Here is a 26,861-nt window from a genome sequence, read left to right as displayed (position 1 = left end):
CTCGGCTTCGACGCCGCCGAAAGCTCCGGTGAAACGGTCGGTACTGGTGGTCGCGCGATGCGCTGGCCTCACGGCTCTGCCCGACACCGACGTCACTCTCCTCTGCGACGGACCCCTCGCCGGCTGAGCGCTCGCGCCCGGCATCCTGTCCGTGTGCCGATAGGCCTCGCACCGCTCGGCAACGCAGCGTGGCGTTGCGTCGCGACCTGGCGACGGCTCGGCGGGGCGCGATCGTCTCGTGCGTTGGCGGACTACGGGAGCTTGGACGCGAGGACGTCGGCCGGCAGGATCTCGGGTGCTGCGCCGAGGAGGTGCTGGTTGGCCATCAGGGCTGCGACGATGGCACCGTTGGCGTGGGCGTCGCGAGCGGCCTCGTCGGGGAATGCATCGAAGATCCAGAAGGTGTCGGCGTGGGTCCTGACCGCGAACCAGACAATCGTTCCCACTTCTTCGTTGGCGAGCGCGACAGCGCCGGCGAGCAGATCGGCGAGCGCGTCGTGCTGTCCATCGGCCGCGACGATCTTGGCGACGAAGGCATACGGAAGTGATGCGGGTGTGGACATGAGGGGTTCTCCTAGGTGTCGAGGTTTCTTGGTGAGCGAGTTCAGCGTATGACGAGCAAGGGCATGTGAGAAGTGGCGTATACGACAGTATTGCTATTGTTCGCGCCATGCGTATCGGACTGATCGCGATCGACGGCTGCTTCGGTTCGGCTGTCGCGTCGATCATCGACATCGTGCGGGTGGCCGACGGAGCCCGCAGCGATGTCGACCCGCGGATCGACCCGATCGAACTCGCCATCCTCGGACCGAAACGGCGAGTGACCACGACAACATCGATGACCCTGTCGGTGGACCACCCGCTGTCGGAGTCCGCAGAGTTCGACGTGGTCGTCGTCCCTGCGCTTGGAACCCTCACGGCCGCCGCTACCAACGACGCCCTCCAGAGCCGAGATGCTCGTTCGGTCATCGCCTCGCTCGGGCGCCTCGACGAGGCGACCACCCGGATCGCCGCGGCGTGCACCGGCGTGTTCGCCGTCGCCGAGACCGGACGGATGCATCATCGGCGGGCGACGACCAGCTGGTTCCTGGGGCCGGAGTTCCTGAAGCGCTATCCGACCGTCGCCCTCGATCTCGACACCATGGTCGTGGTCGACGGGAACCTCATCACCGCCGGCGCCGCGTTCGCCCACATCGACCTCGCGCTCTCACTCGTGCGATCGATCAGCCCCGACCTGGCCCAACATGTCGCCAAGCTCCTCATCATCGACGAGCGTCCGTCGCAGGCGGCCTTCGTCGCCTACGAACATCTCCGGCACGAGGACCCGATCGTCGTCGAGTTCGAACGCTTCGTGCGCGCCCGCCTGGACGAACCGTTCAACGTCGCCTTCGTCGCGCAGTCGCTCGGCACCAGCCGGCGCACCCTCGAACGACGAGTCCGTGCGACGCTCAACCTCACTCCGCTCGGCTTCGTCCAACGGCTTCGCACCGAACGAGCTCGGCACCTCTCAGCAACCACGGATCTCACCTCCGCCGAGATCGCGCTACGGGTCGGCTACGCGAACGCCGAGACTCTGCGCTCCCTCCTGCGCAGGGAGCGACGCCGTTCCTGACCTATCGCCATGCCTGTAGCCGGTGTCCTAGTGCTCGACTGGAACCACCTCTCAGCACGTCGCGTCGACGCTTCTGCGTCGCCCCTGGACGACCCACTCGACACGCCCGCAGCACAGGCCATGTGACGTGCCCCGGCTTCCCGGACGGTCGGGGTTGGGTGGCTGTGATGTGTCGCTGCGTTCTCGTCGAGGGGGTCAGCAGACTCGATCAGGGTCGATTGGGATGAGACGCGAAGGCGCTCAGGTCAAGGCGGCCGAAGCCGGCCGGCGGGGTAGCGTCGGTCACGTCGAGGTCTTTCGGATGGATGGCGTAGGAACCTCCATCGTCGGGAGACCTCGACGTCTATCTGCGGACCGACGCGCCCGGCCGACCTACACCCTCATCTGGGAAGAGCCGCCAAAACCACTGCCCACACCAGCAAGGCCGGCAGGACAGGCAGGTGCCGTCGCCGCGTTCCGCCTCGGTGATCACCTGTGGGGCGATCGGGCGGTTGTAGGCGAACCGGCCTTGGCGACAGTCGACCTTGCAAATAGCGCAGCCGCCACGACGACACCCGACGGTGTAGGCGTACCCCGCTTTGAACAGCCCGCTCAGCACGGTCTCATCCGGGTCGAGGTAGATCACCTCGCCCGTCGGATGGCTCGTCAGAGTAGGCACGCGTGCTCCTTCGCACGGTCGGCGGCCCCGTCGGCATACGCCAGCGGGTATGAGGCCTAGCGTGGCCCGCTCGACGCCGGGTGCCGATGCATGTTCCTCATGACGGAACCCGCGACTAGAAGTGCCCCAGGAGTTCGGCCAAGGAGCGTCGCTGGGCCCCGTCAGGGTCGAAGTTTTCCGGGTCCAGCCAGGCGGCATAGGCCGCCTTCACCCCCGGCCAGTCGCCATCGGTCATGGCGAACCAGTCCGTGTCCCGGTTGCGACCCTTGTAGACGACGGCATTGCGGAAGCGGCCCTCATAGCGGAAGCCGAGGCGGGTCGCCGCGGCCCGAGAGGGCGCGTTGAGGCTGTCGCACTTCCACTCGTAGCGGCGATAGCCCAGGTCGTCGAACACATGCCGGGCCATCAGCGCCATTGCCTCGGTCGCGCCGGTCGTGCGCTGGAGGGCCGCGGCATACAAAATGCTCCCCACCTCGGCACTGCCCATGGCCGGGTCAATGCGCAGGTATGCCGCGATCCCCACCCCCGCTCCCCCCGCCGACAGGATCGCCATCGGCAGGCTGGCCGGGGTGCGTTGCAGGCGACCGACATAGGCGGCGAACTGACCGCGGTCCATCCCCGGCTCGCCGAACAGATAGGTCCAATCCCGTGGGTCGCTCTCGGTCACCAACGGGTCGTAGAGCACCTCCGCGTGCGCGTCGGTCAGCGGCTCCAGCCGGACGTGGGTGCCGGTGAGCGTGACCGGGCTGATCGGCTGGGCTCCGCCCCAGTCCGCAACCGGCGCTCCGATGGGCTGCCCAAAGCCGTTCTCCCGCACCCCTCGATCGTATGCCGGGCGAGCTGCCGGATTCCCGCCCAATCCCATTACCCGGCGCTTTGGGCGACTTTCTGGCAGCCAGAAGCCCTCCCAAAGCGCCGGAAAGCCACCCAAACCTGGGGGCACGCCCGGGTCAGCCCACGTCCCGGCGCTGATAGCCCCAAAACCCCGCGGCGATCAGCAGCCCGGCCAGCACCGACTCCACGATCACGGGCGCCCAAGCCATCGGTTCGGCGGGGATGCGCGGCAACAGGCCGAAGGGCGTCGCCTTCAGCAGCGACTCCGGGAACCCGAGCACCCCACCGATCCAGTTCACCACTAGCGACCAGCCGACGACGACCCACGGCACCAGCGCCAGCCGCGGGGCCAGCCCGTGCACCGCCACCCCCACGCCCAACACGAACCACACCCCAGGAGCCAGGGCCAGCGCCCCGCCGAGAATGCGACCGATCAGGCTCGCGTCGTTGGTCGCGATGCCGGACTGCAACGACAGCAGCACCCCGATCGCGGCCAACACGAGCGTCGGGACAACCACCGCCGGAACCACGTGGGCCCCCAGATAGCGCGCCCGAGACGTCGCTGTGGCCAGCACCGCCTCGGCCCGCCCGCTCTCCTCTTCTTTGCGGATGTGCTCGACCAACTGCAGCGCCCAAATCGCCACCAGCACAACGAGTATGCCGAGCATCGCCACGAAGAACGCCAGCCTCAGGTCCGCCGCACCCGCCCCCATCCGGCGGAATCGCTCGGCCAGCTCGGGAGAGTCGGCGACCGTTTCGAAGACGTCGGCGAGCGACCCCATCACCACCGCGAACGCGATGAGCCCGACCCCCCACCCGATCATCCCGGGCCGGGCAAGTCGCCACGCCAGGGCATCGGCGGAGTCGAATGCCTCGCCGCCCCGAGCCGGCCCCGGACGCGCCGCGCGCAACCCCGCCCCGTGATCTCGCCGCGCCTCCAAGGAAAAGGCGAGCGCGATCAGACCCGCCGCCACGACCAGGGGGAGGAGGAGCACCCACCAACGCTCCGCGGCATACGGTCGAGCGAGCGGCGCCCACTCCACCGGCGAGAGCCAGCCGAGCCATCGCACGGAACTCCCCGACCCCGAGCCGTCGGCAACCGCCCTCAGGAGGTATGCCGCGCCGACCACACTCAGTCCCACCCCGCGCGCCGTCCGCGCGGACGCGCTCAGCTGCGCGGTGACCGCGCCCACCCCCACGAAGACGGCGGCCGTGAGGGCGATCCCGAGCGCCATACACAGAGAGCCGGCGACCGGGGTCCCCAGCCCGACCATCGACGCGGCGATCAGGAGCCCCAGCACACCCGAGGCCGCCAGGCCCAGCCCCCCCGCACCGGCCAAAAGCGAGTGTCGACCGATGGCCGCGGAGCGGAGGAGCTCGGTCCGGCCCGCTTCTTCTTCGGCGCGCGTGGCCCGGATGACCCCGAGCACCGCCATCACTCCCGAGATCATCGCCCCGAAGCCGCCGACGCGCCACATCGTGAACCCACCCACGTGAAGCAGGTCGTACGGCGGGCCCAGCATGGCGCGCATCGTCGGATTGGCGGCGAGCCCGGCGGCCACCTCACGTCCGGCGGCGTCATCACTGATGGTCGAGCGATAGGCCGTGGCGGTCGCCGGGATGAACGACCACAACACCAGAACCCAGATCAGCCAGAACCAGCGATCGGCGCGCAGCGCCCGCCGAAAGGCGAGCCCCACGCCGGTCAACGGTCCGCTCCCGCGCCCCAAGTCCGCCCCGAGTACGGCGGTCATGACGTGCCGTCATAGTGCCGCAGGAACAACTCCTCCAGGGTCGGCGGTGTCGCCGTGAACGACCGCACCCCCGACCCCGCGAGTATGCCGAGCACCTCACTCATGGCGGTCGCGTCCACTTGCGCCGTGAGCAAGTGCCCCGTGACCTGCACCTCATGCACGCCCGGCACGTCAGCCAATTGCCTTGGTGGGGAATCGCTTTCGAGGTGGATCAGGGTGCGAGTCAGGTGCCGCAGGTCAGCCAGCGTCCCCGACTCGACGAGCTTCCCGGCCCGGATGATGCTGACGTGATCACACAGGCTCTCGACCTCGCTCAAGATGTGGCTCGACAGCAACACCGTCCGACCCCGATCCCGCTCGGCCGCGACGACCTGATTGAACACGCGCTCCATCAACGGGTCGAGGCCGGATGTCGGCTCATCCAGCAGCAGAAGTTCGACGTTTGACGACAACGCGGCGACGAGGGCGACCTTTTGCCGGTTGCCCTTGGAATAGGACCGGCCCTTCTTGGTCGGGTCGAGTTCGAAGCGGTCGATCAACTCCGCGCGCCGCGGCCCGTCGAGGCCCCCGCGGGCCCGGCCGAGCAAGTCGATGATCTCGCCCCCGCTGAGGTTCGGCCACAACGACACATCGCCCGGGACGTAGGCCAGCCGTCGGTGCAGCGCGGGCGCATCCGCCCACGGGTCGCCGCCGAGAAGCCGGGCCGTGCCCGCATCGGGTCGCAACAGCCCGAGCAGGACGCGGATGGTGGTGGACTTCCCGGAACCATTGGGCCCGAGGAAACCATGCACCTGCCCCGCCTCGACCCGCAGATCGAGTCCGTCGAGAGCCCGAGTCGGGCCGAAGGTCTTGACCAGGCCGGATATATCGATGACCGCACTCACATACCTCATTCTGCGCCTGAAAGCCGCCGATGACTCCAGCCCAACGTCCGGCTGCTAGCGTTGACCCCACAGACAGGGGAGCGCCGCCAGGCGCTGAGAGTGCGCCTAGGCGCAGACCCTCGGACCTGATCCGGTTAGCACCGGCGTAGGGAGTCGGGATCTCCTCGGCAGTATGCCGAGCCCTCCATATCGGAGGAGATGACATGTCACCCATCGGCCGCTTCGCCGCCCGCGGCGCAATCGCCACCATCGCCGCGATCTCGCTGCTTTCAGCGTGCAGCGGGTCGTCCGCACCCACCACATCCGACCAAGCCACCGCCAGCACCACCACCCAAGGCACCACCTCGAGCGCGCCCGCCGAACCCAGCCGCTCGGACACCCTCACCGTCGTTACGCACGACTCCTTCGCGCTCAGCGACGAGGCGAAGGCCAAGTTCGAGACCGACACCGGCCTCAAGGTCACCTATGTCGCCCCAGGGGACGCGGGGTCCATGGCGAACCAACTTGTCCTCACTAAGGACTCCCCCCTCGGCGACGTCGTGTTCGGCATCGACAACACCTTCGCCAGCCGCGTCGCCGGCGCGGGTGTCCTCGATCCGTATGCCGCGGCCCCCCTCCCCACCTTGGCAAACGACCTGAGCGCCGACGACGGTCACCTCCTCACCCCGATCGACTACGGCGACGTCTGCGTCAACGCCGACAAGGGGTGGTATGCCGCGAAGAACCTCCCCATCCCGACCAGCCTCGACGACCTGGCCGGCGCGGCATACAAGGATCAGCTCGCCGTCGAGAACCCCGCCTCCTCCTCCCCCGGGCTCGCCTTCCTCGCCGCGACCGTGGGCGCCAAGGGAGAGGACGGCTATCTCGATTACTGGGGCAAGCTCACCGACAATGGCGTCAAGATCGCCAAGGGGTGGACCGAGGCCTACACCGGTGATTTCTCCGGCTCCTCCGGCAAGGGGCCACGCCCGCTCGTCGTGTCCTACGCCACCTCGCCGGCCTTCGAGGTCGACAAGGGCGCGACGGAGTCGCGGACCGTGGCTCTGCTGGACACCTGCTTCCGGCAGGTCGAATACGCCGGCGTCCTCAAGGGCAGCCAAAACGTATGGGGCGCAAAGAAGTTCATCGACTTCATGCTGAGCAAGGAGGTGCAGGCCGAGATCCCGGAGCAGATGTACATGTACCCCGTCGACGCCTCGGTCACCCTCCCTGCCGACTGGGTCAAGTTCGCCCCCCTGTCGCCCAAGCCGATCGCCGTCGACGCCGCCACCATCGGGGCCCAGCGCGAGAGCTGGATCAAGGACTGGACCGCCCGGGTCCTGGGCTAGGCCAAGAGCGTGACCGCTGACCTCGCCCCGCCCCTGCCCGCAACGCACCGCGGGCGGGGACGGCGCGGCCTACCGTGGGTATGGCGAGCGGGCTGGACGCTCGCCGCCGCCCTCCCGCTGGCGTTCTTGGCGATCTTCTTCGCCTGGCCGGTGGCGGCCCTTGTGGCGCGCGGCTTCGGCGGGGAAACCGGCGCGACCTTCGGTGCGGTCGCCGACGTCCTCGGATCGGCGCGGACCTGGCGGATCCTGCGCACCACCTTGACCCTCGCGGTCCTGGGGACGGCCGCGTCGGTGGCACTCGGCATACCCGGCGCCTATCTGTTGTATGCCGTGCGCTTCCCCGGCCGCAGCCTCGCCCGGGCCCTGGTGACCGTGCCGTTCGTCCTGCCGACCGTGGTCGTCGGCGTCGCCTGGGTGGCCGTGCTCGGGCCGTCCGGTCCCCTCGCCTTCCTCGGCTGGGCGGAGTCGTTGCCGGCGATCATCCTTGCGCTTGTGTTCTTCAACTACGCCGTGGTCGTGCGCACCGTCGGAGGGTTGTGGGGACGTCTCGATCCGCGGGCGGTGCAGGCGGCGCGGACCCTGGGGGCGAGTCCGGCCCGAGCGTTCCGCACCGTCACGCTGCCCGCGATTATGCCGGCGATCGCCTCCGCCGCCGCCCTCGTCTTCCTGTTTTGCGCGTCCGCCTTCGGGATCATCATGGTCATGGGCGGCGTGCACTACAGCACGGTCGAGACCGAAATCTGGTATCAGACAACGCAATTGCTCGATCTCCCGGCCGCCGCGGCCTTGTCCATCACGCAACTGGTCGTCGTCACCCTGGCCCTGCTCGTCACGTCGTGGACCAGTTCCCGCCATGAGCGCGCGCTGCGGCTGCGTGGCGATGCCAGCGGCGAGCACCCCTGGACCTGGCGCCGCGACGGCCTCGCAACCGTCGTCACGGCGGCCGTCGGGCTGGCGGTCCTGGCGCTGCCCATGCTCACCCTCGTCCTACGCTCGCTGCGTAATCGTGAGGGCTGGACGGTGGAGCACTACCGCGCGCTGGGCACCACCGTCGGGCGAACCCTGACCGTCCCCGTCTGGGTCGCCCTGCGCAACTCCCTCGTCGTGGCCGCCGAAGCGACACTGATCGCCCTGGCTCTCGGCGTCCTGGTCAGCCTCGTGGTGAGCCGGCGTCCCCGGGGCGCGGGAGCCCGCCGCAGCCTGCGCGTCCTCGATGCCCTCTTCATGCTCCCGCTCGGCGTCTCGGCTGTCACGGTCGGTTTCGGGTTCCTGATCACGCTCAACCGGCCCCCGCTGGATCTGCGGCAGTCGATGATCCTGATCCCGATCGCCCAAGCGATCGTCGCGTTGCCGCTCGTGGTCCGCGCGATTCTGCCGGTCCTGCGCGCGATCGATCCGCGTCAGCGCGAGGCCGCGGCGACCCTCGGCGCAGGGACGGGTCGCATTCTGCGCACCGTGGATGGCCCCTTCCTCCTGCGCGGCATCGGCCTCGCCGCCGGGTTCGCCATGGCGACCTCCCTCGGAGAGTTCGGCGCCACCTCCTTTCTCGCCCGACCCGATCGCCCCACCGTCCCGGTCGTGATCTTCCGCCTCATCGGCCGGCCCGGCGAGGCCAACTTCGGCGCCGCCCTCGCGGCCTCGGTGCTGCTCGCCTTGCTCACGGCCCTCGTCATGCTCCTGGCCGAGCGGATCCGGCCCGCGGAAGCGAGCGAGCTGTGACCCGCGCGGCCGGGCTCGGCGTCCGCGGCCTCACCGTGCGCTTCGGCGACACCGTCGCCGTGGATGCCGTCGACCTCGACCTGGCGCCCGGGGAGATTCTGGCCCTCCTCGGCGCCTCCGGCTCCGGCAAGTCCTCCCTCCTGCGCGGCATCGCGGGCCTGGAACCCCTGGCCGCCGGGTCGGTGACCTGGGCCGGGGAGGAGGTCCGCGGCATACCGGTGCATGAGCGGGGTTTTGGGGTGATGTTTCAGGACGGCCAACTCTTCCCGCACCGAGACGTCGGCGGCAATGTCGCGTATGGCGTGCATCGGCTCCCGCGCGCCGACCGCGACCGCCGGGTCCGGGAGTTGCTCGATCTTGTCGGCCTGGCGGGCTACGAGAAGCGCGCCATCACCAGCCTCTCGGGGGGTCAGGCACAGCGGGTCGCGCTCGCCCGCTCCCTCGCGCCCCACCCGCGGCTGCTGCTGCTCGACGAACCCCTCTCCGCGCTCGACCGCGCGCTGCGCGAGCACCTGGTCGGGGTCCTGCGCTCGACCCTGAAAGCGACCGAGACGACCGCCATCTATGTCACCCACGACCAAGACGAGGCGTTCGCCGTCGCCGATCGCGTCGCGGTGCTCATCGATGGCCGCATCGCGCGGATCGGAACTCCATCCGACGTATGGCGATCCCCCGCCTCCCCGGCGGTCGCCACCTTCCTCGGCTACGCAACTCTGCTCACCCCGGACCAGGCGCGCGACCTCGGCTGGCCCCTAGATCGGCCGCTTGACGGCCAGGTGGTCGCGGTGGGACCGGATGGGCTGGTGCCGACCGGCGACGCCCGCGGCGTGGCGGTGCCCGTGCTGGAGCAGATCGATCGGCGCGGCTATGTCGCCATCCGCGTGACGCTCCCCCACGGCGCCGCGGCGTGGCTCAAGGCGCCCGGCCGGATCGAGGAGCCCACCCTGCGCGTCACGCTGGACCCCGCCCACTGCGCCGTGGTAGCAACGGACGCCTGACTCACGTGGACGTCTGACTTAGCTGCACGTCAGGCTCAGGCGACCCCGGTCAGCAGCAGGCGAGCCGCGGCGACGGTCGCGCCCGCGCAGGTCAGGGCCCACGACAGGATCCAGAGGAGCGCCGGGACGCCCGTGAGCCGCCGCAATACGGCCGGGTCATCGCCGGCGCGACCGTGGCGCCATACGGACGCGAGACCCCGCCAGGCACCCGCGATCAGGATCACGCCGACCGTAGTCAAGGCATGTGCCTGGAGCGCATCGGAACGCCACCACCATAGTGACCCCGTTGCCGCGAGCGCGGCGCCGACCACGGCGACGGTCGTCACCGATCGGACCCGGATGAGCAAGGCGAGGCTCCCGAGGAGGAGCAGGCCGAGGGTGGCCGCGGCATACCCCTGGGCGGCGCTCCAGACGAAGGCAAGACCAACCACAGCTGGCGCGGGATAGCCGGCCCAGGTGGTGGCGATGCGGCCGAGCCCTCGCTCGGGACCGACGGTGATCGCATGGCCAGAGGCGTTGCCGGCGACGACGAAGCCGGTGAACCGGCGTCCGGACAGGATGCCGACGACCGCGTGCCCGACTTCGTGGACGAGGGTGGCACCCAGGCGAACCCACTGCCACGCCGGACCCCAACAAAGGATCGCGGCCACCACCAGCACCACAGTGAGCCCGGCGGCGTCCAGCGGGACGGCACCGGAGACAGGCACCAGCCGCTCGCGGATTGCCGTGCCCCAGGTCATGCCCGCCGACCGTACGCAGGCTTCCTGTGTGAGAGCACCCTGGGCGCGAGCGCCTTGGCTGCGAGCGCCTTGGCTGCGAGCGCCTTGGGTGCGAGCGGCCCCAGCACCTCGGTAGGGTCGGAGTCATGATCACTGCCGTTCACGGGCTCATCTACAGCGATGACGCCCCCGCCACGCGGGCATTCTTCCGTGACGTCCTCGAGTTGCGCTTCGTCAGCGACGACGACAGCACCGACGTCGACGGATGGCTCATCTTCGAGACCGGTCCTAGCGAGGTCGGCATCCACCCCACCGCCGGGGAGCACGAGGGCGAGCGATTCGTCGCGCCCCGCCACCACCAGATCAGCTTCATGGTCGACGACATCGAGGCGACCGCCGAGCGCATCCGCGCCAATGGCGGCACCATCACCTCCGGCCCGTCCGACATGGGCTTCGGTGTCGGCGTCGAGGTCGAGGTGCCGGGCTCGGATGCCGTGCTGATCTATCAGCCGCGCCACGCCAGCGCCGTCGGGCGCTGACCGACGCGCAGCGGTCGAGCCGGGCGCGACGGGGGCCGCTTCGCGGCGCGCACCGGCTGGACCTCGACCTCGGCCTCGTGGTCGAGCAGCAGCGGGACGATCGCGAGCGCGGCCATGAGCACGACGCCGAGGATGACGAGCAGGGCAGTGAGCAGGCTGGTGATCATGTCTCCAAGCCTCTCGGCCCGCACCGACAGCCACATCCACCCGAAGTATCGGCCGCGTCACCGCAGCGCGTGACTCCCTCCACCTCGCGGCTAGCGCCCGTCGGGGCAACTCCCTAGGGGGAGGGCCTGGGCGCGACGCGATCGAAGCCGAACGGGAGTTCCAGCCGGTGCGCCGCCAAGAGGTCGGCGTCTCCCAAAATCGCCGCCGTCGGACCGTCTGCGGCGATCACGCCGCCGGACAGGATCACGGACCGTTCGCACAGTTGCAGGGCGTACGGCAGGTCGTGCGTCACCATCAACACAGTGACCGGCAGTGCGTCGAGAATCTCCGCCAACTCCCGCCGCGACGCCGGATCCAGATTGGACGACGGCTCGTCCAGCACCAGAATCTCCGGCTCCATCGCCAGCACGGTCGCCACCGCGACGCGGCGTCGCTGACCGAAGGACAGGTGATGCGGCGGCCGGTCGATGTGCTCCAACATCCCGACCGCCCGCAGCGACTCCTCGACCCGACGGTCGATCTCTGCGGCGTCGAGCCCGAGGTTGGCCGGGCCGAAGCCCACGTCGTCACGCACCGACGGCATGAAGAGCTGGTCGTCGGGGTCTTGGAAGACGATGCCCACGCGCCGGCGGATCTCCAAGAGGTTGTCATCAGCCACCGACAACCCCGACACCGCCACCGTCCCAGCCCCCGCCCGCAGGATTCCGTTGAGGTGCAACACCAACGTGGTCTTACCCGCGCCATTAGGCCCCAGAAGGGCCACCCGCTCGCCCCGATGGACGTGCAGATTCACTCCGAACAGCGCCTGATGGCCGTCGGGGTAGGCATAGGCGACCCCGCGCAGGTCCAAAACCGGAGTGCTCACGCAAACATCACGGCAGCGAGTATGCCGATTCCCGCCACGGGCAGCGTCAGCGCCCGTCCCCAGTCTCCCCAGGTGGCGGTGAGTTGCCGGGCGAAGGGGAGGCGCCCGGCATACCCCCGAGAAAGCATGGCGAGGTGCACGCGCTCGCCGCGTTCATAGGACCGGATGAACAGCGCTCCCAGCGTGCCCGCGAGGACGCGCCACTGCCGGATCGAGCGGGCCTGGAAGCCGCGGGAGTCGCGGGCGATCTTCATCCGCCGCAGTTCTCCGGTGACCACCTCGAGATAGCGGAACATGAACGACGCGATCTGCACGATGGGCTGGGGCAGTCGGAGCTTTTCGAGGGCGCGGACGATGTCGCGCGGCTCGGTGGTCGTGCCGAAGATCAGGGACGCGAGGACCCCGAGCGTGCCCTTGGCCAGCAGCCCCCAGGCTCCCCACAGGCCGGCCTCGGCGAGGTGCAGCGGGCCCACGCGAACGCGCGGGCCCTCAGCAACGAAGGGCATAAGCAGGGCAAACACCACGAACGGCACTTCCACCACCATGCGGCGGGCGAGAGAGGTCCACGGGACCGTGGTGAATGCGGCGACGGCGAGGAGGAGCGCGACATACGCACCAAAGGCCGGGACGGCCGTTCTCGGGGTCGCGACGACGATCAGGACGAACAGGACCAGCGTCGTCAGCTTGACGTGCGCGGGGAGGCGATGGATCGGCGAGTGGCCATGGAAGTGCAGGCTGTGACCGTGTCCGGCACCCACGTCAGCCTCCGGAACCTCGGTCGGCGCCCCGGCGTCGATCAGTCACGGGGAGCGCGACGGCGCACGGCATACAGCAAGGCGGTGGCGAGCGCGCCGACGAGGAGGACGCCGATGATGCCGGCCAGCCCGCCCGACAAGCGCGCGTTGTGGACTCCCTTGACGCCATAGCCGGACAGCGGGGAGTTGTCACTCACGTGCGGGCCCGCGCTGTCGCCGAACCCGAGAGAGTGCGCGACATATTCGAGGCCGTCGGGGTGACCGGAGGCATAGAAGCTGACCACGCCTGCGAGGACCACGGTGACGGCGAGACCGGCGAGGAGAACGGTGCGGGTCGAGGGGCGGCGGCGACTCACACGACAACTCCGTCGCGGATCTCCAGATCCGCGTGATCGGGGCGCAGGTCCTGGGCGCCGTAGACCAGGTCGGGACGCGTCGCGACGATCGCGCCCACCGCGAGGAAGGTGATGGCCGCCTCGCCCAGCCCGATGAGCACATGCCACCCGACCATGGCCGTTAGGAGTTTGCCGGTCGCGATCGGCACAGCGCCGCCAGCGGCGAAGAGAAGCGCGAAGGTCGCGGCGGCGGCGGGGACCGAGAGCGCCGCGCCGAAGGCCGCGGCGATCGGGACGCTGGCGGTGCGCTTGGGCAGGACCGCGCGGGCCACCCGGAACATCCCGTAGCCGACCCACACCCCGACGAGGGCCATGAGGGTCACATTCGTCCCGAGCGCGGTGAGGCCGCCGTCGGCGAAGGCGATGGCCTGAACAAGCAGCACGACGGAGATGCACAGGGTCGCCGTAAACGGACCGACGAGCACGGCCGCCAGGGCACCCCCCAGCAAGTGCCCTGACGTGCCGGCGCCCACCGGGAAGTTGAGCATCTGCGCCGCGAAGACGAAAACCGCCACGAGGCCCGCGAGCGGTGCCGTGCGGTCATCGAGTTCACGCCGGGCGCCTCGCAGGGCGATGCCAACTCCGACAGCCGCAACAGCCGCGGTCGCGAGCGAGGTTTGGGCGGTCAAAAAGCCATCAGGCACGTGCATGACCAGTTCCTCGCTCACGTTGGTGGGACCCCTGATCTTAATGCAACTCAGTCGCAACAAGGGCCACGAGAGTTGAGGCGATGTGACAAGTCCGTGTCCTGATCGTTACCTTAGATACATCCCCCATGGAAGGCCCCCCTCCCTCGTGCTTGCCTCAACCTCTTCTGCACGCTCTGTCGCGACCCGCGGCGCCCAGATCTTGACGGTCGCGGCCCTCGCCTCGGCCTCCATTGCGTATGCCGCGAGCGTCCCCGCCGCCGGCTCCTCCCCGACCGCGTCCGGGTCGCCGAGCGAGTCCCGTCTTGACGGGGGACTGAACGCCCAGGTGATCGAGCTCCCGGCCGCCGCGGCTGCTGCGCTGGGGCGCACGTCCCAGGCGACCGCCGCCTCCCGCTCTGCCGAGCGCTCGGGTGCGGGCGTCGCCGGCCAGGGCGTGAGCGCTCCCGCCGCCGCCGGCCCGGTCCGCGCCGTGTCGTATGGCGCCCTCGGGGTCAAGGCCGTGGCCAAGCCCAAGCCGAAGCCCGTGGTCACCGCGACCGCGGCTGCTGGCGGGTCGGCATCGGCGAGCACGGTCGCCTCATCCGCGGGCGCAGCGCCGGCCGCGGGGGGCTCGACCTCGACTTACGCCGCCGCGGGCGCGGGGCTGGGACTCGTGCCGGCCGCTGCCGCTGTGTATTCCGCCGTCCGCTCGACCTTCGGCATCACCAATATCGGCGGGATGCGGCCGGGTGACTGGGGCGATCACGGGACCGGCCACGCCATCGACGTGATGATCACCAGTTCCGCGCAGGGCGATGCAGTCGCGAATTACATCCTCGCCAACGCGGGCGCCTTCGGGATCAAGTACGTCATCTGGCAGCAGCGCATTTGGATGCCGAGCACCGGCTCGTGGAAGCTGATGGAGGACCGCGGGTCACCCACGCAGAACCACATGGACCACGTGCACATCTCGGTCAACTGAGCCAGAACGGGGTTAACTCGACGACCTCGCGCCACCGGTCGATGGCGTCTTGGCGATCGACGACCGCGGCCACCCGGTCGAGCGGAATATCATGCGCCGCAAGGGTATGCCGCGCCACGGCCAGGTCGTTCGCCGCACCGAAGGCGTCCTGCATGGCCGAGAGCTTCCCGGCATACTCCGCCGGCGGGGAGTCGGGGGAATCGGCATACAGACCGGCGAAGAACTCGCACCCGTAGCGAAGTTTCTTGCCTTCGATGCGGACCCGGTGCAGGTCGTGCGCGGGCATCGTCGGCAGCTGATCACCCGCCGCGACGAGGCGACGGTGACGCTTGGCGAGGGCGCGATCGGTGACGGACCGGGCCGGACCGTCGCGCAGTACCTCGTGCTCGGCCAGCCAGTCCGGCGCGTCCAGCCACGCGCCCAGGTCGGTTTTTATCTCGCGCCATTGGGGTGAGCGCAGGAGGGCGTTGGCCACGGCATACGTGCCACGGCGCCGTCCGCGCAGCTTCCGAACATCGCCGGCCGGCCACTCCTCGTCGACGGCTCGGGCCAGGAGGACGTCGGCATCCCGGGCCGGCCCGAGCGGCAGCACGATCTCGCGCATGCGCACCTTGAGATCGAGTCCCGCCTCGTCCAGCAGCGGCCGAAACAGCGACATCGCCGCCCGACCCCGCCGCCACGACACCCGCGTCTGGTGGAGGTTGTCGGCGTGCTTCGCCGCGAGCCAGCGGCTCTCGTTGGGGGCGAGGTGCTCGTCGAGGCAGGAGCGCAGGCACGCGCGGAACGCCTCGCCGGCGCTGATCCCCTCCGGGAGATCGATTTTCACGGCCTTGATCGCCGGGGACGCGGGCTTGTCGTCGGTCGTGGCGGTCGGCAGCGGCGGCATACGGGAAACCTTAGTGAGGTCGGAACTCGGGTGCGGCAGAGCACAATCGCGGCCTACGGTGGCAGGCATGACGGACGAACCCAATGTCGATCTCGGGGACCGGGAGGTCGCCCCGCGCAACGAGATACTGCGCACTGAAGTCGGCTCCGGCGTGCACGGTATGGCGATCCCCGGCACCGACGACCATGACGAGACGGGCGTCTACATCGAGGAGCCGGCGCAACTGCTCGGCCTCGCGGACGCACCCCAGCATTGGATCTGGCGAACCCAGCCGATGGGGGCCCGCTCCGGCCCCGGCGACGTCGATCTGACCGTCTATGCGCTGCGCAAGTTCGTCCGGCTCGTCTTGTCGGGCAATCCGACCGTCCTCATCCCGCTGTATGCCGTGGGCCCCGCCCTTCTCCACATCACCCCCCTTGGTCAGGAGTTGCGTGAGCTGACGCCTGCGCTGGTCTCGCGTGAGGCCGGGCACCGATTCCTGGGCTACCTCGACGGCCAGCGTCGTCGCCTCGTGGGCGAGGGGCCTCGTCGCTCCCGGGTGCCGAACCGACCAGAACTGGTTGACCGGCATGGCTACGACACGAAGTACGCGTCGCATGCCTTGCGGTTGGGCCTACAGGGGCTGGAGTTGGTCACGACGGGCAGGCTGACGCTCCCCATGCGCCCCGACGACTTGGCGCCCTGCCTTGCCGTCAAGCGTGGTGAGGTCTCCTTCACCGAGGCGCTGGCCTTGATCGATCGGGCTCGAACTGACCTGCAGACAGCCATGGACACCGGCCTCAGCGTGCTGCCGGACGTGCCCGACCGCGCGGCCGTGGACGCCTGGCTCATCTCCGCGCATCGCCGCCACTGGGCCGAGAACGGCCTCTGACCCGGGGTCACCGGCGGCGGCGGCCGATCAGTATGCCGAGTGCCAGCGCCGCGAGCGCGACCGCCACTTGGGGTGCGTAGGCCTTCAGCAGCACCGGCAGGACCGTCGCGCCGAGGTCGAGCGCGTCATCGTCGGCCGGCTTGGCGGCCGCCTTGACTTGCGCCCGCGTCGTGGGGGCCGGCGAAGCTCCAGCAGACTTCAAGGTCGGGACCTGCGAGGCGACGGCGGCAGCGGCGTGGGCGTCGCCCGCTCCCTCGCCTGTGCCCTCGGCGATCTCGGCGGGCGAGAGCGCCATACCCTCGTCGTCGGCGACCTCCCGCGCGAGGTCGGCTGTCGCGCTAGCTTCCGAATCACCCGCTTCCGCAACCGATTCCGCCTCGGGTGCCGGCTCGGTGTCGAACTGACTCTCGATGCACCCGACGAACTGCTGCAGCAGTTTGTCCGACACGTCCTGCATGACCCCGCGGCCGAACTGTGCCGGCTTGCCGGTGATCGCCAAGTCGGTCGTGACGTCGACGCGGGTGCCGCCCTCAGCCGGCGCGAGCTGAATCGTCACCGTCGCCCCGGCTGTGCCATTGCCGCGCTTGTCCTTGCCCTTGGCCTCGATGACTGCCCGGTGCGCCGCATCGTCGCGCTCGAGGAAGCGGCCGGCACCGGCATACTGCAGCGCGATCGGTCCCAGCTTGACCTTGACCGTGCCCGAGAATCCGTCGTCCGACACCTCAGTCACCTGGGCACCCGGGAAGCAGCCGCCGACGCGTTCGAGGTCCATGAACGTGGCCCAGGCCTGCTCCAGGGGCGCCGGGACGACGAAATCGTGAGTGAGCTCCATACGTCAGCTTCCCACGGCCGCGAGGACCGCGCGGCGCGTAAGGACCGTCGCAAGATGCTTGCGATAGTCCGCGTCGCCGTTGAGGTCGCTCGGCGGGTTCGTGCCGTCCGCGGCGCTCGCCGAGGCTGCCGCAACGGCCGCCGCGTCAGTCGATCCGCCCGCCAGCGCCGCCTCGACGCTCGCCGCCCGCAGGGGCGTCGAGCCCATATTGGTCAGCCCGATCTTGGCCTCGGCGATCTGCCCGTCGGCGACCTTCACGGTGGCCGCGACCGCGACGATCGACCACTGATGCGCAACCCGCACAAACTTCTCGTATGCCGCGCCCCACCCCGTGTGCTTCGGGATCCGGATCGAGGTGAGGAGTTCGTCCTCGCCGACCGCAGTGGTGAACAGGTCCTCGAAGAAGTCGCTCGCGGCGACCGTGCGCTCCCCGCCGGGCCCGGTGATGACGAGGTCCGCATCGAGGGCGAGGACGGGCGCACCCACGTCGCCGGCCGGGTCGGCGTGGACGAGCGCACCGCCGATGGTGCCGCGATGGCGGATCTGCGGGTCGGCGACTTCGGCAATCGCGGCGCGCAGCAGGGCGGCGTGCTCGGTGACGAGATCGGAGGCGAGGAGATCGGCATACGTCGTCATGGCACCGATGACGAGGGTGTCGCCGTCCTCGGAGATGCCCCGCAACTCCTCGATCTTGCCGAGGTCGATCACGGTTTCGGGGGCGTTCAGCCGCATCCGCAGAATCGGCAGGAGGGACTGGCCACCGGCCAGCACCTTGGCCTCATCGCCCCCCTCCGCCAAGGCAGCGAGCGCGTCGGCGACTGTCGTCGGGGCCACATAGTCGAAAGCGGCGGGGATCACTGGTCGTTCCCTTCTCCCGTGGAGCCGGTATCGGCGTTGCCGGCGTCGGCGTCGAAGTGCGGCTGCGCTTCAGCGGTGGTCTCCGCTGCCGCGGACGCTCCTTGGATCGCTTTCCACACTCGCTCCGGCGTGCACGGCATAACGACATCCTGGACGCCGAGGTGGCGCACCGCGTCGAGGATCGCGTTAACCACGGCCGGGGTGGACGCGATCGTGCCGGCTTCGCCAACTCCCTTGGTGCCCAAGGTGTTTGTCGTCGACGGCGAGGTGGTGTTCTCGGTCAGGAACGAGATCGTGTCGGCCGCCGTCGGCAGGGTGTAGTCGACAAAGGAGCCCGTCACCAGCGTGCCGTTCTCGTCGAACACAGCCTCCTCCCACAGCGCCTGGGCGATGCCCTGGACGAGGCCACCGTGGACCTGGCCCTCGACGATGAGCGGGTTGATGATGTGGCCGATGTCGTCGACGCAGGCATACGTGCGGATTCGGCTCTGCCCAGTCTCAGTGTCGACCTCGACGGCGCACAGGTGTGTGCCGTGCGGGAAGGAGAAGTCGTCCGGGTCGAAGGTGGCGTCGGCGTCGATACCCGGCTCAATCCCCTCGGGGTAGTTGTGCGAGGCGAAGGTCGCGAGTGCGACCTCGGTGATCCCGATGCCTGCCTCGGTGCCCTTGACCTCGTAGCGGCCGGCCTTGAACTCCAGGTCGTCCGGGTTGGCTTCGAGCAGGTGTGCCGCGAACGCCTTGGCCTTCTCGATGACCTTGTCGGCCGCGCGCACGACCGCCTCGCCGCCCACGACCAGTGATCGCGAGCCGTAGGTGTCTAGGCCCTTGTAGGCGATCTGCGTGTCGCCGTGCAGCACCTCGACGTCCTCGAATGGCACGCCGAGGCGGTCGGCGACGATCTGGCTCCACGCCGTCTCGTGTCCTTGGCCGTGCGGGCTGGTGCCCGTGATGACCTCGACCTTGCCCGTCGGCAGCATCCGGATCGCGGCGCTCTCCCAGCCACCCGCGCCGTATGAAAGTGAGCCGAGCACCCGGGAGGGGGCGAGTCCGCACATCTCGGTGAACGTCGAAACCCCGATCCCGAGTTGGACGGGATCACCGCTCTCGCGCCGCTGCTTCTGCTCGGCGCGCAGAGCGTCATACCCAAAAAGTACCTTGGCGCGCGCGGTGGCCGCCTCGTAGTTGCCGCTGTCGTAGGTCATCCCCGCGACGGAGGTGAACGGGAACTCCTCGTGCGTGATCCAGTTCCTCTCGCGCAGTTCCAGCGGATCCATCCCGAGTTCGGCGGCCAGGTCGTCCATGATCCGCTCGATGCCGAAGGTCGCCTCCGGCCGACCAGCACCGCGGTAGGCGTCGACCCAGGTGGTGTTGGTGAGCACGGTCTGGCAGTTGAACTGATAGGCCGGGAACTTGTAGATCGAGTTGAACATCCACGCGCCCAGCACCGGGACACCGCCGCCGATGATGGCGACATAGGCGCCGAGATTGGCGATCAGTTCGACCTTCAACCCGGTGACAACGCCGTCCTTGGTCGCCGACAGCGTGAGCTTCTGGTACTGGTCTCGGCCGTGGTGCGCGGAAACCAGTGACTCCGAACGGGTTTCGGTGTACTTCGCCGGCTTGCCGAGACGGCGCGCGACCGCGAGCGTGATGAACTCCTCCGGCGTCGTCTGCAGCTTGCCGCCGAACCCACCACCCACGTCGGGCGCGATGACCCGCACCTTCGACTCCGGTATGCCGGTCGTCGCCGCGATCAGGAAGCGCAGGATGTGTGGGATCTGGGTTGCCGACCACATCGTGATCTGCTCGCCAGTCGGATCCACCACGGTGGAGCGCGGCTCCATGAAGGCCGGTATGAGGCGTTGCTGGCGATAGTTGCGCTCGATCACGACACCGTCGTTCCGGGCGGCGGCGAGCGCCTCCTCGACGTCGCCCCCTGTGCCGGCCTCGGCCGAGTCGAGCTTCCAGAACGCGGACTTGTTGGTGCCCTTGTCGGGGTGGGCGAGGATCTCGTCCTTCATCGCCTCCAGGGCGTCGAAGACGGCGGGCAACTCGTCATACTCCACATCGACCAGCTCGGCCGCGTCGCGAGCGGCGGCCGCCGAGCGCGCGACGACCACGGCGACGATCTCGCCGGCACACGCCACCCGCTCACCAACGAGGGGGAGGTGGTCGGGAGTGACCTGATCCGGGGTGATCGGCCAGGCGTTGGCGCACGCGCCGATGCCGTCCGGGAAGTCGGCGGCGGTATAGACCGCGACGACATTGGCGGCGGACTTCGCCTCTTCGGTGTCGATCGAGGTGATGGTGGCGTGCGCGAACGGGCTACGGACCATCGCCAGGTGGACCATGCCCGGGAGGGTGATGTTGTCGGTCCACTTCGTGCGGCCGGTGATAAGGCGCTGGTCCTCTTTGCGCAGGCGGCGGTTGCCGATCTCGGCCGGGCGCTCGTCGACGGCGGTCATCTCACTCGCCACCCTTCTGGCCGGCCACCTGGGCCACGGCCTTGACGATGTTGTGATAGCCGGTGCACCGGCAGAGATTGCCCTCCAAGCCCGCCCGGATCTCGGCCTCGCTCGGGTTGGGGTTGTCGTTCAGCAAGTCGATCGCCTGCATGATCATCCCCGGCGTGCAGTAGCCGCACTGCAGGGCGTGACACTCGTGGAACGCCTGCTGCATGGGGTGCAGTTCGCCATTGGCGGCGATGCCCTCGATCGTGGTGACCTCGTGCCCGTCGGCCTGGACCGCGAGCACATTGCATGACTTCACGCTGCGACCGTCGAGATGCACGGTGCACGCACCGCAATTGCTGGTGTCACAACCGACGACGGTCCCGACCTTCCCCAGCGTCTCGCGCAAGTAGTGCACCAAGAGGGTCCGCGGTTCGACGTCGTCGACATTCTTCTGGCCGTCGACCGTCACGGTGATTCGAGTCATCGTCGACTCTCCTTCGCCATCAGGGGGTGAGAGCCCGATCCTTGCCGAGTGGACGGGCTGTGACAAGGGTCCCAGCCAGTCAGCGGCAGGTTGGGAGGGCGTCAGCGCCGGTCGTCAGCGCCGGTCGTGGTGGATCGGGCCGTCCAGACCGCCAAGGCGCGAGCCGCCACCACCCCACTGCAACTGAATGATCTCGGCGGCGATGCTGACGGCTGTCTCCTGCGGGGTGCGGGCGCCGAGATCGAGACCGATCGGGGAGGCGAGCCGGGCCAGTTCCCGGTCGGTGAGCCCGGCCTCGCGGAGCCGAGCGAGGCGGTCGTCGTGGGTTCGGCGCGAACCCATGGCACCGACATACGCCACCGTGGGCAGGCGCAAGGCGACCTCCAGGAGAGGAACGTCGAACTTCGGGTCGTGGGTGAGCACGCACAGCACGGTGCGCTCGTCGATGCGGCCCGCCTCCTGCTCGGCGGCGAGGTAGCGGTGCGGCCACGAGACGACCACATCCTCCGCCGCCGGGAAGCGCGAGGCCGTGGCGAAGATGGGGCGCGCGTCGCAGACGGTCACGGCATACCCCAAGAAGGTGCCGATCTCGGCGACGGCAGCGGCGAAGTCGATGGCGCCGAACACGATCATCCGGGGACGCGGCGCGAAGGCGGCGACGAAGACCCGCATCCCTTCCCCGCGGCGCTCGCCGTCGGGTCCGTAGGTGAGCGTCTCGCTGTGCCCGCCGGCCAGTTGCCCACGGGCGTCGTCGGTGACAGCGCTGTCGGCGCGGGCGCTGCCGAGGGAGCCGGTCACCGTGTCCGGACGCACGATCAGTCGGCGCCCCACCCAGGCGGGGTCGGGATGCTCGACGACCGTCGCGATCGCCACCGGCCGCTCGGCGGCGATATCGGCGGCGACCTCCCCAAGCTGGGGGAAGCGGTCGCGGTCGATCGGTTCGACGTAGACGTCGAGGATTCCGCCGCAGGTCAGCCCGACCGACTCGGCCACGACGTCGGAGACGCCATAGCGTTGCAGGACAGGGGTTCCCGAGGCGACGACGGACTGGCTCAGCTCATAGACGGCGCCCTCGACGCAGCCGCCGGAGACCGATCCGACGGCGCTGTCGTCGGGTCCGACGAGCATCGAGGCACCGGCCGGCCTCGGCGCGGACTTCCACGTGGCCACGACCGTGCCCATGCCCACCGTTTCGCCGGCTTCCCACCACGACAACAGTTCGGACAGCACCTCACGCATCGGCCACCACCTGGATCAGTTGCTCGAAGGCCGCGAGCGAATGGCCCGCGACGAAGTGATCGATGTGCGGCAGCGCCGCCCGGATTCCCCCCTGGACCGGTGCGTATGCCGCCTTCCCCCGGTGCGGATTCGCCCACACCACCGCGTGACTCACCGCGCGCAGACGCCGCATCTGCTCACCGAGCGCCGCGGGGTCACCCCGCTCCCAGCCGTCGCTGGCGATCACGATGACCGCGCCACGCGCCAATCCCCTTCTCCCCCAACGGCGTAGGAATGCGCCTAGGCCATCGGCGAGGCGCGTGCCGCCTGACCAATCGGGGATGAGGTCGCCGACCGCGGTGAGAGCGCGATCCGCATCTCGATGATGCAGCGGGCGGGTGATCTGGGTCAGCCGGGTGCCGAGAGTGAAGACCTCGACACGAATCCCACTGCGGCAGTAAGCATGCCCGACTCGGAGGAGGGACTCGGCATACGCACTCATCGAGCCGGAGATGTCGAGCAGGAGGATGACGCGGCGATCCCGGCGCCCGCGGCGCTCGTGATGGATCGGTCCGGGTTCGCCGAGGCGCCGCAGGCTCTCGCGCAGGGTGCGGCGGGCATCCACGTCGCCGCGGCGCGACGGGGTGCGACGGTGCGCCCGGCGCAGTGGCGGTCGGGGCCGAAGTGAGCCGAAAAGCTCACTGAGATAGCGCTTCTCGTCGGGCGTGAGGCTGGCGACGTCCCGGTGTCGGAGCACCTCGATCGAGCTCGCGACGGCGGCCTGGCTGACCTCACCCCCCTCGGTCCCCGGCCCGTCACCGAGGTCGGCCTGCTCGATCGACCGAGCCGGGGCGCCGGGGACACGCTTGGTGCCGCCGAGTTCGCCGCCGAAGTACGCGGCATACGCCAGGTCGTGCCGGTCCAGGTCGGCAGGGGTGGAGCACAGGCTCGCCCGCCCGGCGAAGTAGACGGCGACGGGGTTGTGCATACCTAGTGCCGCAACGGATTCGAGGTAGGTGCGGGAGCGATCGGGGGTGACGGGGACTCCCGCCGCGCGCAGGGTCCGGGTGAAGCCGAGCAAAATCTCGTCTCCGCCGCGCATTCGTCCGGCGGGCGCCTCGGTGATGGGGCGGGTCTCAGGGAGGGGGTGAGTCATGGGGTGAGCACCCGATCCAGGGCGTCCTGGACGCGCTGGGCGTCCTCGCGGTACTTGATCGCCACCCCGAGGGTCAACGCCGCCGTCTCGGTGTCGAGTTGCCGCACCCCGAGTTCCTGGAGCGCGCGAGCCCAGTCGAGGGTTTCGGCGACGCCGGGCGGTTTGAGGAGTTCGCGGTCGTCACGGATGCGGTGGACAGCCTGAACCACTTGTGCGGCAAGGGATTCGGCGACCTCCGGCGCGCGCGAGCGCAGGATGGCCAGCTCGCGCTCCATGCTCGGGTGGTCGAGCCAGTGATAGAGACAGCGCCGCTTCAGGGCGTCGTGGAGTTCTCGCGTGCGGTTGGAGGTGAGCACAACAATGGGGGGTGCGGCGGCGGCGATCGTGCCCAGCTCCGGGATCGTCACCTGCCAGGTCGAGAGGACTTCGAGCAGGAACGCCTCGAACTCGTCATCCGCCCGGTCGATCTCGTCCACCAGCAGGACGCTGGGGGTGCGCAGCGCCGTGAGTACCGGCCGCGCCAGCAGGAAGCGCTCGTCGAACAGCGACTCCTCGATCGCGGCGACGTCGCGGTCGCCGGGCACGGCTTCCAGTGCGCGCACGTGCAGGATCTGGCGGGGGAAGTCCCAGTCATAGAGGGCCTGGGACGCATCGATCCCCTCGTAGCACTGCAGCCGGATCAGCGGCCGGCCACTCGCCTGGGCCAGGGCCTCTGCGAGGGCGGTCTTGCCGGTGCCGGGTTCTCCTTCCAGAAGAAGGGGGCGGCCGAGACGCAGCGCCAGCCAGGTGACCGTCGTGAGCTCCTCGTCGCTGAGGTAGCCGGTGCCGCCCAGACCGGCCGCAAGGTCGGACGTGGTCGCGAAGGCCGTGCTCGGATCCATGGCCTCAGCATTACCGACCGATGCCGGTCGTGGTAGCCCGGGCCTCGGGTCAGGAGTCGCGGATCAGCCGTCGCCGGCGCGGCGGCGCGCCAGATCGGCGGGCGTGTCGACGTCCGCCCCCGACGCGAGGTCGCCGCACTCGATCAGGACCGGATCGGCCGCGCGGAGGAAGTCACGCGCGCCCCGGTCGCCGGTGGCGGTCGCCACGACGTCCGGCCACGTCGCGCGTCCGAGCACCACCGGGTGCCCGGGTTTCCCCTCGTATGCCGCGCGCGCCACCGCCGTCGCCCACTCACCATTGTGGACGGCGGCGGCGTCGGCGGCCTCGGCGGCGCGGGCGCCGTGGACGGCGCGGGTTTGCGCCAGGACCCGCCGGATAACCTCCGGGGTCACATCCGGCAGGTCGACCAGTGTCACCAACACAGCGTCGAAACCCGTTGCCCCGCAAGGGCGAGCCGCGAGCGCACTGAGCCCTGCGCGGAGGGAGGCGCCCATCCCCTGTGCCCAGTCGTCGGCGAGGATGACGCGGGCGCCGGCGGACGCGGCATACGGCAAGACGTGGGTTGCTTCGGCGCCGAGGACGGTGGTGATGTCCTCGATGCCGGCGCGGCGGAGGACGGTGATGGTGTGCTCAAGGAGGGTCGGGCCATCGGGTCGGGGTCGGACCAGCGCCTTGGGACCGCCCATCCGGCGCCCGGCCCCCGCGGCGAGGATGAGTCCGCCGACGGGGAATGGAGTCTGTGCCACCCGGCCAGTGTGCCGCGGAGACACTCCGATTCAACTTTCTGACTCTATCTCATGCTGGCGCTAGAGAGTGACATACAGTCCGAGCGTGGACCCGATCAGGAACCCCTACGCGCCCGGCGCCGGCCAGCGCCCGCCGGAGCTGGCCGGCCGTGACGAGCAGCTGACGACCTTTGACGTCGTGCTGCAGCGCATCGCCAAGGGACGGCCCGAGCGCTCGATGATCCTGACCGGCCTGCGCGGCGTCGGAAAGACGGTGCTACTCAATGCACTTCGCGGCCAGGCCGTCCGCGCGGGGTGGGGCACCGGGAAGTTCGAGGCCCGGCCCGACCAGACGCTGCGTCGCCCGATGGCGGCGGCGGCGCACACCGCCGTGCGGGAGCTCGGGCATACGCACAGTGACCAGGTGGATCACGTTCTCGGCGTGGTCAAGTCGTTCGCGCAGCGTGACAGCGCCCCGAACGCCAAGCTGCGCGAGCGCTGGAATCCCGGCATCGACGCCGCCGCCGTCCCGGGGCGCGCGGACTCCGGCGACATCGAGATCGACTTGGTCGAACTCCTTACTGACATCGGCGGCCTGGCGCAGGATCTCGGGCGCGGCATCGCGATCTTCATCGATGAGATGCAGGACATCGGCCCGGACGACATCTCCGCCCTGTGCGCGGCGTGCCACGAGATCTCGCAATCGTCGCTGCCGGTGATCGTCGTTGGCGCGGGCCTGCCCCATCTTCCGGCGGTGCTGTCGGCGTCGAAGTCCTACTCCGAGAGGCTTTTTCGGTATGCCTGCATCGACCGGCTGGAGCGCGACGCCGCCGACGCCGCACTGGTCGTGCCCGCGCAGGAGGAGCACGCCGAGTTCGCGCTCGACGCCTTGGCCGAGATGTATGCCGTGACCGGCGGCTACCCCTACTTCATCCAGGCCTATGGCAAGGAGGTCTGGGACCTCGCCCCCGGCACGCCCATCACCCGCGAAGACGTGCTGGTCGCAGTCCCTCGTGCCGAGGCGGAACTGGCCGTCGGCTTCTTCGGCAGTCGGTATGAACGCGCCACTCCCGCGGAGCGCGACTACCTGCGCGCAATGGCTGAGGTCGCGGTCGTGGACGCGGACGGCAGTCCGGTGCGTATGGGCAGTGCCACCGAGCCCGAGTCTGAGCTGGGCGGCGGGTCGGGCGCCGAGCTCGAGTCGGTGCCCACCTCCGAGGTCGCCAAGTGGCTCGGCAAACAGCCGCAATCCCTCTCCCCCGCCCGCGACGCGTTGCTGAAGAAGGGCCTGATCTACTCCACCGAGCGCGGCCGCATCGCCTTCACCGTCCCCCACTTCGGCCGCTACCTCCGCGACCACCCCTGAGCGCAGTTGTCGTCAGCTGTCAACGGCGAGCCATTTTGAGACTTACCCGAGAGTACGAGACAGCGTGAGACAGATCGCCGCTCCAGCGGTGGACTTTGAGACACCAGCCGCAGAAATTGAGACGCGGCCGACCTGTCACATCCCCATCTGCCGGTTGATCGCGGTCGCTCCGATCTCGACAGCGAGGTCGCGACCCGCGTTGCCGAGGTAGGCGGCGGTCTTACTGAACCAGCCCTTCCTGTCGGCGGGGAGCGATTCTGGGAAATACTCGCGAGTTCGGGACAGGTGGGA

Annotated in this window: 28 protein-coding genes and 1 riboswitch; of the genes, 8 read left to right on the top strand and 20 right to left on the bottom strand. The window is 69.6% G+C overall.

What is annotated here, in order from left to right; all coding sequences use genetic code 11:
* Positions 1-251 precede the first annotated feature (251 nt).
* Positions 252-563 carry a putative quinol monooxygenase gene (locus BN13_RS13350; protein WP_048547633.1) on the bottom strand — a complete coding sequence of 104 codons (312 nt, stop codon included), beginning with the start codon at positions 561-563 and terminating at the stop codon, positions 252-254.
* A gap of 107 nt (positions 564-670) precedes the next feature.
* Here BN13_RS13350 and BN13_RS13345 point away from each other — a divergent pair, with 107 nt between their 5' ends.
* Complete coding sequence (locus BN13_RS13345) at positions 671-1,612, top strand: GlxA family transcriptional regulator (RefSeq protein WP_048547631.1); 942 nt, start codon at positions 671-673, stop codon at positions 1,610-1,612.
* 343 nt (positions 1,613-1,955) lie between these two features.
* Here BN13_RS13345 and BN13_RS20390 read toward each other — a convergent pair whose 3' ends face one another.
* The 4 genes from BN13_RS20390 to BN13_RS13330 all read right to left on the bottom strand — a co-directional run bounded on the left by BN13_RS20390 (position 1,956) and on the right by BN13_RS13330 (position 5,751).
* The gene (locus BN13_RS20390; RefSeq protein WP_235434046.1) at positions 1,956-2,468 is read right to left on the bottom strand and encodes a 2Fe-2S iron-sulfur cluster-binding protein; all 513 of its coding nucleotides are present in this window, start codon (positions 2,466-2,468) and stop codon (positions 1,956-1,958) included.
* Positions 2,386-3,087 carry a GNAT family N-acetyltransferase gene (locus BN13_RS13340; RefSeq protein WP_235434045.1) on the bottom strand — a complete coding sequence of 234 codons (702 nt, stop codon included), beginning with the start codon at positions 3,085-3,087 and terminating at the stop codon, positions 2,386-2,388. Before BN13_RS13340 ends, BN13_RS20390 begins: the two co-directional genes overlap by 83 nt.
* A gap of 133 nt (positions 3,088-3,220) precedes the next feature.
* The gene (locus BN13_RS13335; RefSeq protein ID WP_048547627.1) at positions 3,221-4,858 is read right to left on the bottom strand and encodes an ABC transporter permease; all 1,638 of its coding nucleotides are present in this window, start codon (positions 4,856-4,858) and stop codon (positions 3,221-3,223) included.
* Complete coding sequence (locus BN13_RS13330) at positions 4,855-5,751, bottom strand: ABC transporter ATP-binding protein (RefSeq protein ID WP_201329098.1); 897 nt, start codon at positions 5,749-5,751, stop codon at positions 4,855-4,857. Before BN13_RS13330 ends, BN13_RS13335 begins: the two co-directional genes overlap by 4 nt.
* 55 nt (positions 5,752-5,806) lie before the next feature.
* Positions 5,807-5,911: riboswitch (TPP riboswitch) on the top strand.
* Between the two features lie 34 nt (positions 5,912-5,945).
* Between BN13_RS13330 and BN13_RS13325 the strand changes: the two genes are divergently transcribed.
* Genes BN13_RS13325 through BN13_RS13315 form a run of 3 tightly spaced genes read left to right on the top strand, consistent with a single transcriptional unit; the run spans position 5,946 to position 9,787 of the window.
* Complete coding sequence (locus BN13_RS13325) at positions 5,946-7,070, top strand: thiamine ABC transporter substrate-binding protein (RefSeq protein WP_048547623.1); 1,125 nt, start codon at positions 5,946-5,948, stop codon at positions 7,068-7,070.
* A 9-nt stretch (positions 7,071-7,079) separates the two neighbouring features.
* On the top strand, positions 7,080-8,789 hold the full coding sequence (locus BN13_RS13320; protein ID WP_407667867.1) for an ABC transporter permease: 1,710 nt from the start codon (positions 7,080-7,082) through the stop codon (positions 8,787-8,789).
* Entirely contained in the window at positions 8,786-9,787 is a 1,002-nt protein-coding gene (locus tag BN13_RS13315; RefSeq protein WP_048547621.1) for an ABC transporter ATP-binding protein, read from the top strand. The genes BN13_RS13320 and BN13_RS13315 overlap by 4 nt, the downstream gene beginning before the upstream one ends.
* A 35-nt stretch (positions 9,788-9,822) precedes the next feature.
* Here BN13_RS13315 and BN13_RS13310 read toward each other — a convergent pair whose 3' ends face one another.
* On the bottom strand, positions 9,823-10,527 hold the full coding sequence (locus BN13_RS13310; RefSeq protein WP_048547620.1) for a M50 family metallopeptidase: 705 nt from the start codon (positions 10,525-10,527) through the stop codon (positions 9,823-9,825).
* A 125-nt stretch (positions 10,528-10,652) separates the two neighbouring features.
* Between BN13_RS13310 and BN13_RS13305 the strand changes: the two genes are divergently transcribed.
* Positions 10,653-11,045, top strand: a complete 393-nt coding sequence (locus BN13_RS13305; RefSeq protein ID WP_048547618.1) for a VOC family protein — start codon at positions 10,653-10,655, stop codon at positions 11,043-11,045.
* Here BN13_RS13305 and BN13_RS13300 read toward each other — a convergent pair.
* The 5 genes from BN13_RS13300 to BN13_RS13280 all read right to left on the bottom strand — a co-directional run bounded on the left by BN13_RS13300 (position 11,012) and on the right by BN13_RS13280 (position 13,878).
* Positions 11,012-11,212: a hypothetical protein gene (locus BN13_RS13300; RefSeq protein ID WP_048547615.1), complete on the bottom strand. Its 201-nt coding sequence runs from the start codon at positions 11,210-11,212 to the stop codon at positions 11,012-11,014. The genes BN13_RS13305 and BN13_RS13300 overlap by 34 nt on opposite strands.
* A gap of 113 nt (positions 11,213-11,325) precedes the next feature.
* Complete coding sequence (locus tag BN13_RS13295; protein WP_048547613.1) at positions 11,326-12,078, bottom strand: energy-coupling factor ABC transporter ATP-binding protein; 753 nt, start codon at positions 12,076-12,078, stop codon at positions 11,326-11,328.
* Positions 12,075-12,836, bottom strand: a complete 762-nt coding sequence (gene cbiQ / locus BN13_RS13290) for a cobalt ECF transporter T component CbiQ (protein WP_048547610.1) — start codon at positions 12,834-12,836, stop codon at positions 12,075-12,077. The genes BN13_RS13295 and cbiQ overlap by 4 nt, the downstream gene beginning before the upstream one ends.
* A 38-nt stretch (positions 12,837-12,874) precedes the next feature.
* Positions 12,875-13,189 (bottom strand): PDGLE domain-containing protein, encoded by a 315-nt coding sequence (locus BN13_RS20055; RefSeq protein ID WP_048547608.1) that lies wholly within the window; start codon positions 13,187-13,189, stop codon positions 12,875-12,877.
* Positions 13,186-13,878, bottom strand: a complete 693-nt coding sequence (locus BN13_RS13280) for an energy-coupling factor ABC transporter permease (RefSeq protein ID WP_048549167.1) — start codon at positions 13,876-13,878, stop codon at positions 13,186-13,188. Before BN13_RS13280 ends, BN13_RS20055 begins: the two co-directional genes overlap by 4 nt.
* A 145-nt stretch (positions 13,879-14,023) precedes the next feature.
* On the opposite strand from BN13_RS13280, the gene BN13_RS20385 reads away from it, so the two are divergent.
* Positions 14,024-14,839 (top strand): hypothetical protein, encoded by an 816-nt coding sequence (locus BN13_RS20385; RefSeq protein ID WP_048547605.1) that lies wholly within the window; start codon positions 14,024-14,026, stop codon positions 14,837-14,839.
* Here BN13_RS20385 and BN13_RS13270 read toward each other — a convergent pair.
* A complete protein-coding gene (locus BN13_RS13270) occupies positions 14,832-15,725 on the bottom strand; it encodes a CHAD domain-containing protein (protein ID WP_048547604.1) in 894 nt (297 codons plus the stop codon). The two genes, BN13_RS20385 and BN13_RS13270, sit on opposite strands and share 8 nt — an antisense overlap.
* Before the next feature lie 67 nt (positions 15,726-15,792).
* Here BN13_RS13270 and BN13_RS13265 point away from each other — a divergent pair, with 67 nt between their 5' ends.
* Entirely contained in the window at positions 15,793-16,596 is an 804-nt protein-coding gene (locus BN13_RS13265; RefSeq protein ID WP_048547602.1) for a nucleotidyltransferase domain-containing protein, read from the top strand.
* A 7-nt stretch (positions 16,597-16,603) separates the two neighbouring features.
* On the opposite strand, the gene BN13_RS13260 is transcribed toward BN13_RS13265, so the two are convergent.
* The 8 genes from BN13_RS13260 to BN13_RS13225 form a co-directional block, all read right to left on the bottom strand.
* Entirely contained in the window at positions 16,604-17,428 is an 825-nt protein-coding gene (locus tag BN13_RS13260; RefSeq protein WP_048547600.1) for an SRPBCC family protein, read from the bottom strand.
* Between the two features lie 3 nt (positions 17,429-17,431).
* On the bottom strand, positions 17,432-18,286 hold the full coding sequence (locus BN13_RS13255) for an FAD binding domain-containing protein (protein WP_048547598.1): 855 nt from the start codon (positions 18,284-18,286) through the stop codon (positions 17,432-17,434).
* Positions 18,283-20,751 carry a xanthine dehydrogenase family protein molybdopterin-binding subunit gene (locus BN13_RS13250; RefSeq protein ID WP_048547596.1) on the bottom strand — a complete coding sequence of 823 codons (2,469 nt, stop codon included), beginning with the start codon at positions 20,749-20,751 and terminating at the stop codon, positions 18,283-18,285. Before BN13_RS13250 ends, BN13_RS13255 begins: the two co-directional genes overlap by 4 nt.
* Before the next feature lies 1 nt (position 20,752).
* Positions 20,753-21,223 carry a (2Fe-2S)-binding protein gene (locus BN13_RS13245; RefSeq protein ID WP_048547593.1) on the bottom strand — a complete coding sequence of 157 codons (471 nt, stop codon included), beginning with the start codon at positions 21,221-21,223 and terminating at the stop codon, positions 20,753-20,755.
* 114 nt (positions 21,224-21,337) lie between these two features.
* On the bottom strand, positions 21,338-22,462 hold the full coding sequence (locus tag BN13_RS13240; protein ID WP_048547591.1) for an XdhC family protein: 1,125 nt from the start codon (positions 22,460-22,462) through the stop codon (positions 21,338-21,340).
* Complete coding sequence (locus tag BN13_RS13235; protein WP_235434044.1) at positions 22,455-23,597, bottom strand: vWA domain-containing protein; 1,143 nt, start codon at positions 23,595-23,597, stop codon at positions 22,455-22,457. Before BN13_RS13235 ends, BN13_RS13240 begins: the two co-directional genes overlap by 8 nt.
* Entirely contained in the window at positions 23,594-24,478 is an 885-nt protein-coding gene (locus BN13_RS13230) for an AAA family ATPase (protein ID WP_048547589.1), read from the bottom strand. The genes BN13_RS13235 and BN13_RS13230 overlap by 4 nt, the downstream gene beginning before the upstream one ends.
* Positions 24,479-24,541: 63 nt before the next feature.
* Positions 24,542-25,225, bottom strand: a complete 684-nt coding sequence (locus BN13_RS13225; RefSeq protein ID WP_235434043.1) for a nucleotidyltransferase family protein — start codon at positions 25,223-25,225, stop codon at positions 24,542-24,544.
* 85 nt (positions 25,226-25,310) lie between these two features.
* On the opposite strand from BN13_RS13225, the gene BN13_RS13220 reads away from it, so the two are divergent.
* A complete protein-coding gene (locus BN13_RS13220; protein ID WP_048547587.1) occupies positions 25,311-26,570 on the top strand; it encodes an ATP-binding protein in 1,260 nt (419 codons plus the stop codon).
* Positions 26,571-26,861 lie beyond the last annotated feature (291 nt).

This window comes from Nostocoides jenkinsii Ben 74, assembly GCF_001046875.1.
GTDB classification, from domain to species: Bacteria; Actinomycetota; Actinomycetes; order Actinomycetales; family Dermatophilaceae; genus Nostocoides_A; species Nostocoides_A jenkinsii.
The sequence above is the reverse complement of the archived record's forward strand: the minus strand, read 5'-3'. Positions and strand labels throughout refer to the sequence as shown.

Excerpts from the sequence above, each read along its gene's own strand:
- BN13_RS13260 (WP_048547600.1), bottom strand. The coding sequence starts at position 17,428 with ATGGAGCTCACTCACGATTTCGTCGTCCCGGCGCCCCTGGAGCAGGCC.
- BN13_RS13245 (WP_048547593.1), bottom strand. The coding sequence starts at position 21,223 with ATGACTCGAATCACCGTGACGGTCGACGGCCAGAAGAATGTCGACGAC.
- BN13_RS13265 (WP_048547602.1), top strand. The coding sequence starts at position 15,793 with ATGACGGACGAACCCAATGTCGATCTCGGGGACCGGGAGGTCGCCCCG.
- BN13_RS13350 (WP_048547633.1), bottom strand. The coding sequence starts at position 563 with ATGTCCACACCCGCATCACTTCCGTATGCCTTCGTCGCCAAGATCGTC.
- BN13_RS13250 (WP_048547596.1), bottom strand. The coding sequence starts at position 20,751 with ATGACCGCCGTCGACGAGCGCCCGGCCGAGATCGGCAACCGCCGCCTG.
- BN13_RS13335 (WP_048547627.1), bottom strand. The coding sequence starts at position 4,858 with ATGACCGCCGTACTCGGGGCGGACTTGGGGCGCGGGAGCGGACCGTTG.
- BN13_RS20390 (WP_235434046.1), bottom strand. The coding sequence starts at position 2,468 with ATGCCGCCTGGCTGGACCCGGAAAACTTCGACCCTGACGGGGCCCAGC.
- BN13_RS13280 (WP_048549167.1), bottom strand. The coding sequence starts at position 13,878 with ATGCACGTGCCTGATGGCTTTTTGACCGCCCAAACCTCGCTCGCGACC.
- BN13_RS13305 (WP_048547618.1), top strand. The coding sequence starts at position 10,653 with ATGATCACTGCCGTTCACGGGCTCATCTACAGCGATGACGCCCCCGCC.
- BN13_RS13270 (WP_048547604.1), bottom strand. The coding sequence starts at position 15,725 with ATGCCGCCGCTGCCGACCGCCACGACCGACGACAAGCCCGCGTCCCCG.
- BN13_RS13330 (WP_201329098.1), bottom strand. The coding sequence starts at position 5,751 with ATGAGGTATGTGAGTGCGGTCATCGATATATCCGGCCTGGTCAAGACC.
- BN13_RS13345 (WP_048547631.1), top strand. The coding sequence starts at position 671 with ATGCGTATCGGACTGATCGCGATCGACGGCTGCTTCGGTTCGGCTGTC.
- BN13_RS13325 (WP_048547623.1), top strand. The coding sequence starts at position 5,946 with ATGTCACCCATCGGCCGCTTCGCCGCCCGCGGCGCAATCGCCACCATC.
- BN13_RS13240 (WP_048547591.1), bottom strand. The coding sequence starts at position 22,462 with ATGCGTGAGGTGCTGTCCGAACTGTTGTCGTGGTGGGAAGCCGGCGAA.
- BN13_RS13300 (WP_048547615.1), bottom strand. The coding sequence starts at position 11,212 with ATGATCACCAGCCTGCTCACTGCCCTGCTCGTCATCCTCGGCGTCGTG.
- BN13_RS13230 (WP_048547589.1), bottom strand. The coding sequence starts at position 24,478 with ATGGATCCGAGCACGGCCTTCGCGACCACGTCCGACCTTGCGGCCGGT.
- BN13_RS13310 (WP_048547620.1), bottom strand. The coding sequence starts at position 10,527 with ATGACCTGGGGCACGGCAATCCGCGAGCGGCTGGTGCCTGTCTCCGGT.
- BN13_RS13235 (WP_235434044.1), bottom strand. The coding sequence starts at position 23,597 with ATGACTCACCCCCTCCCTGAGACCCGCCCCATCACCGAGGCGCCCGCC.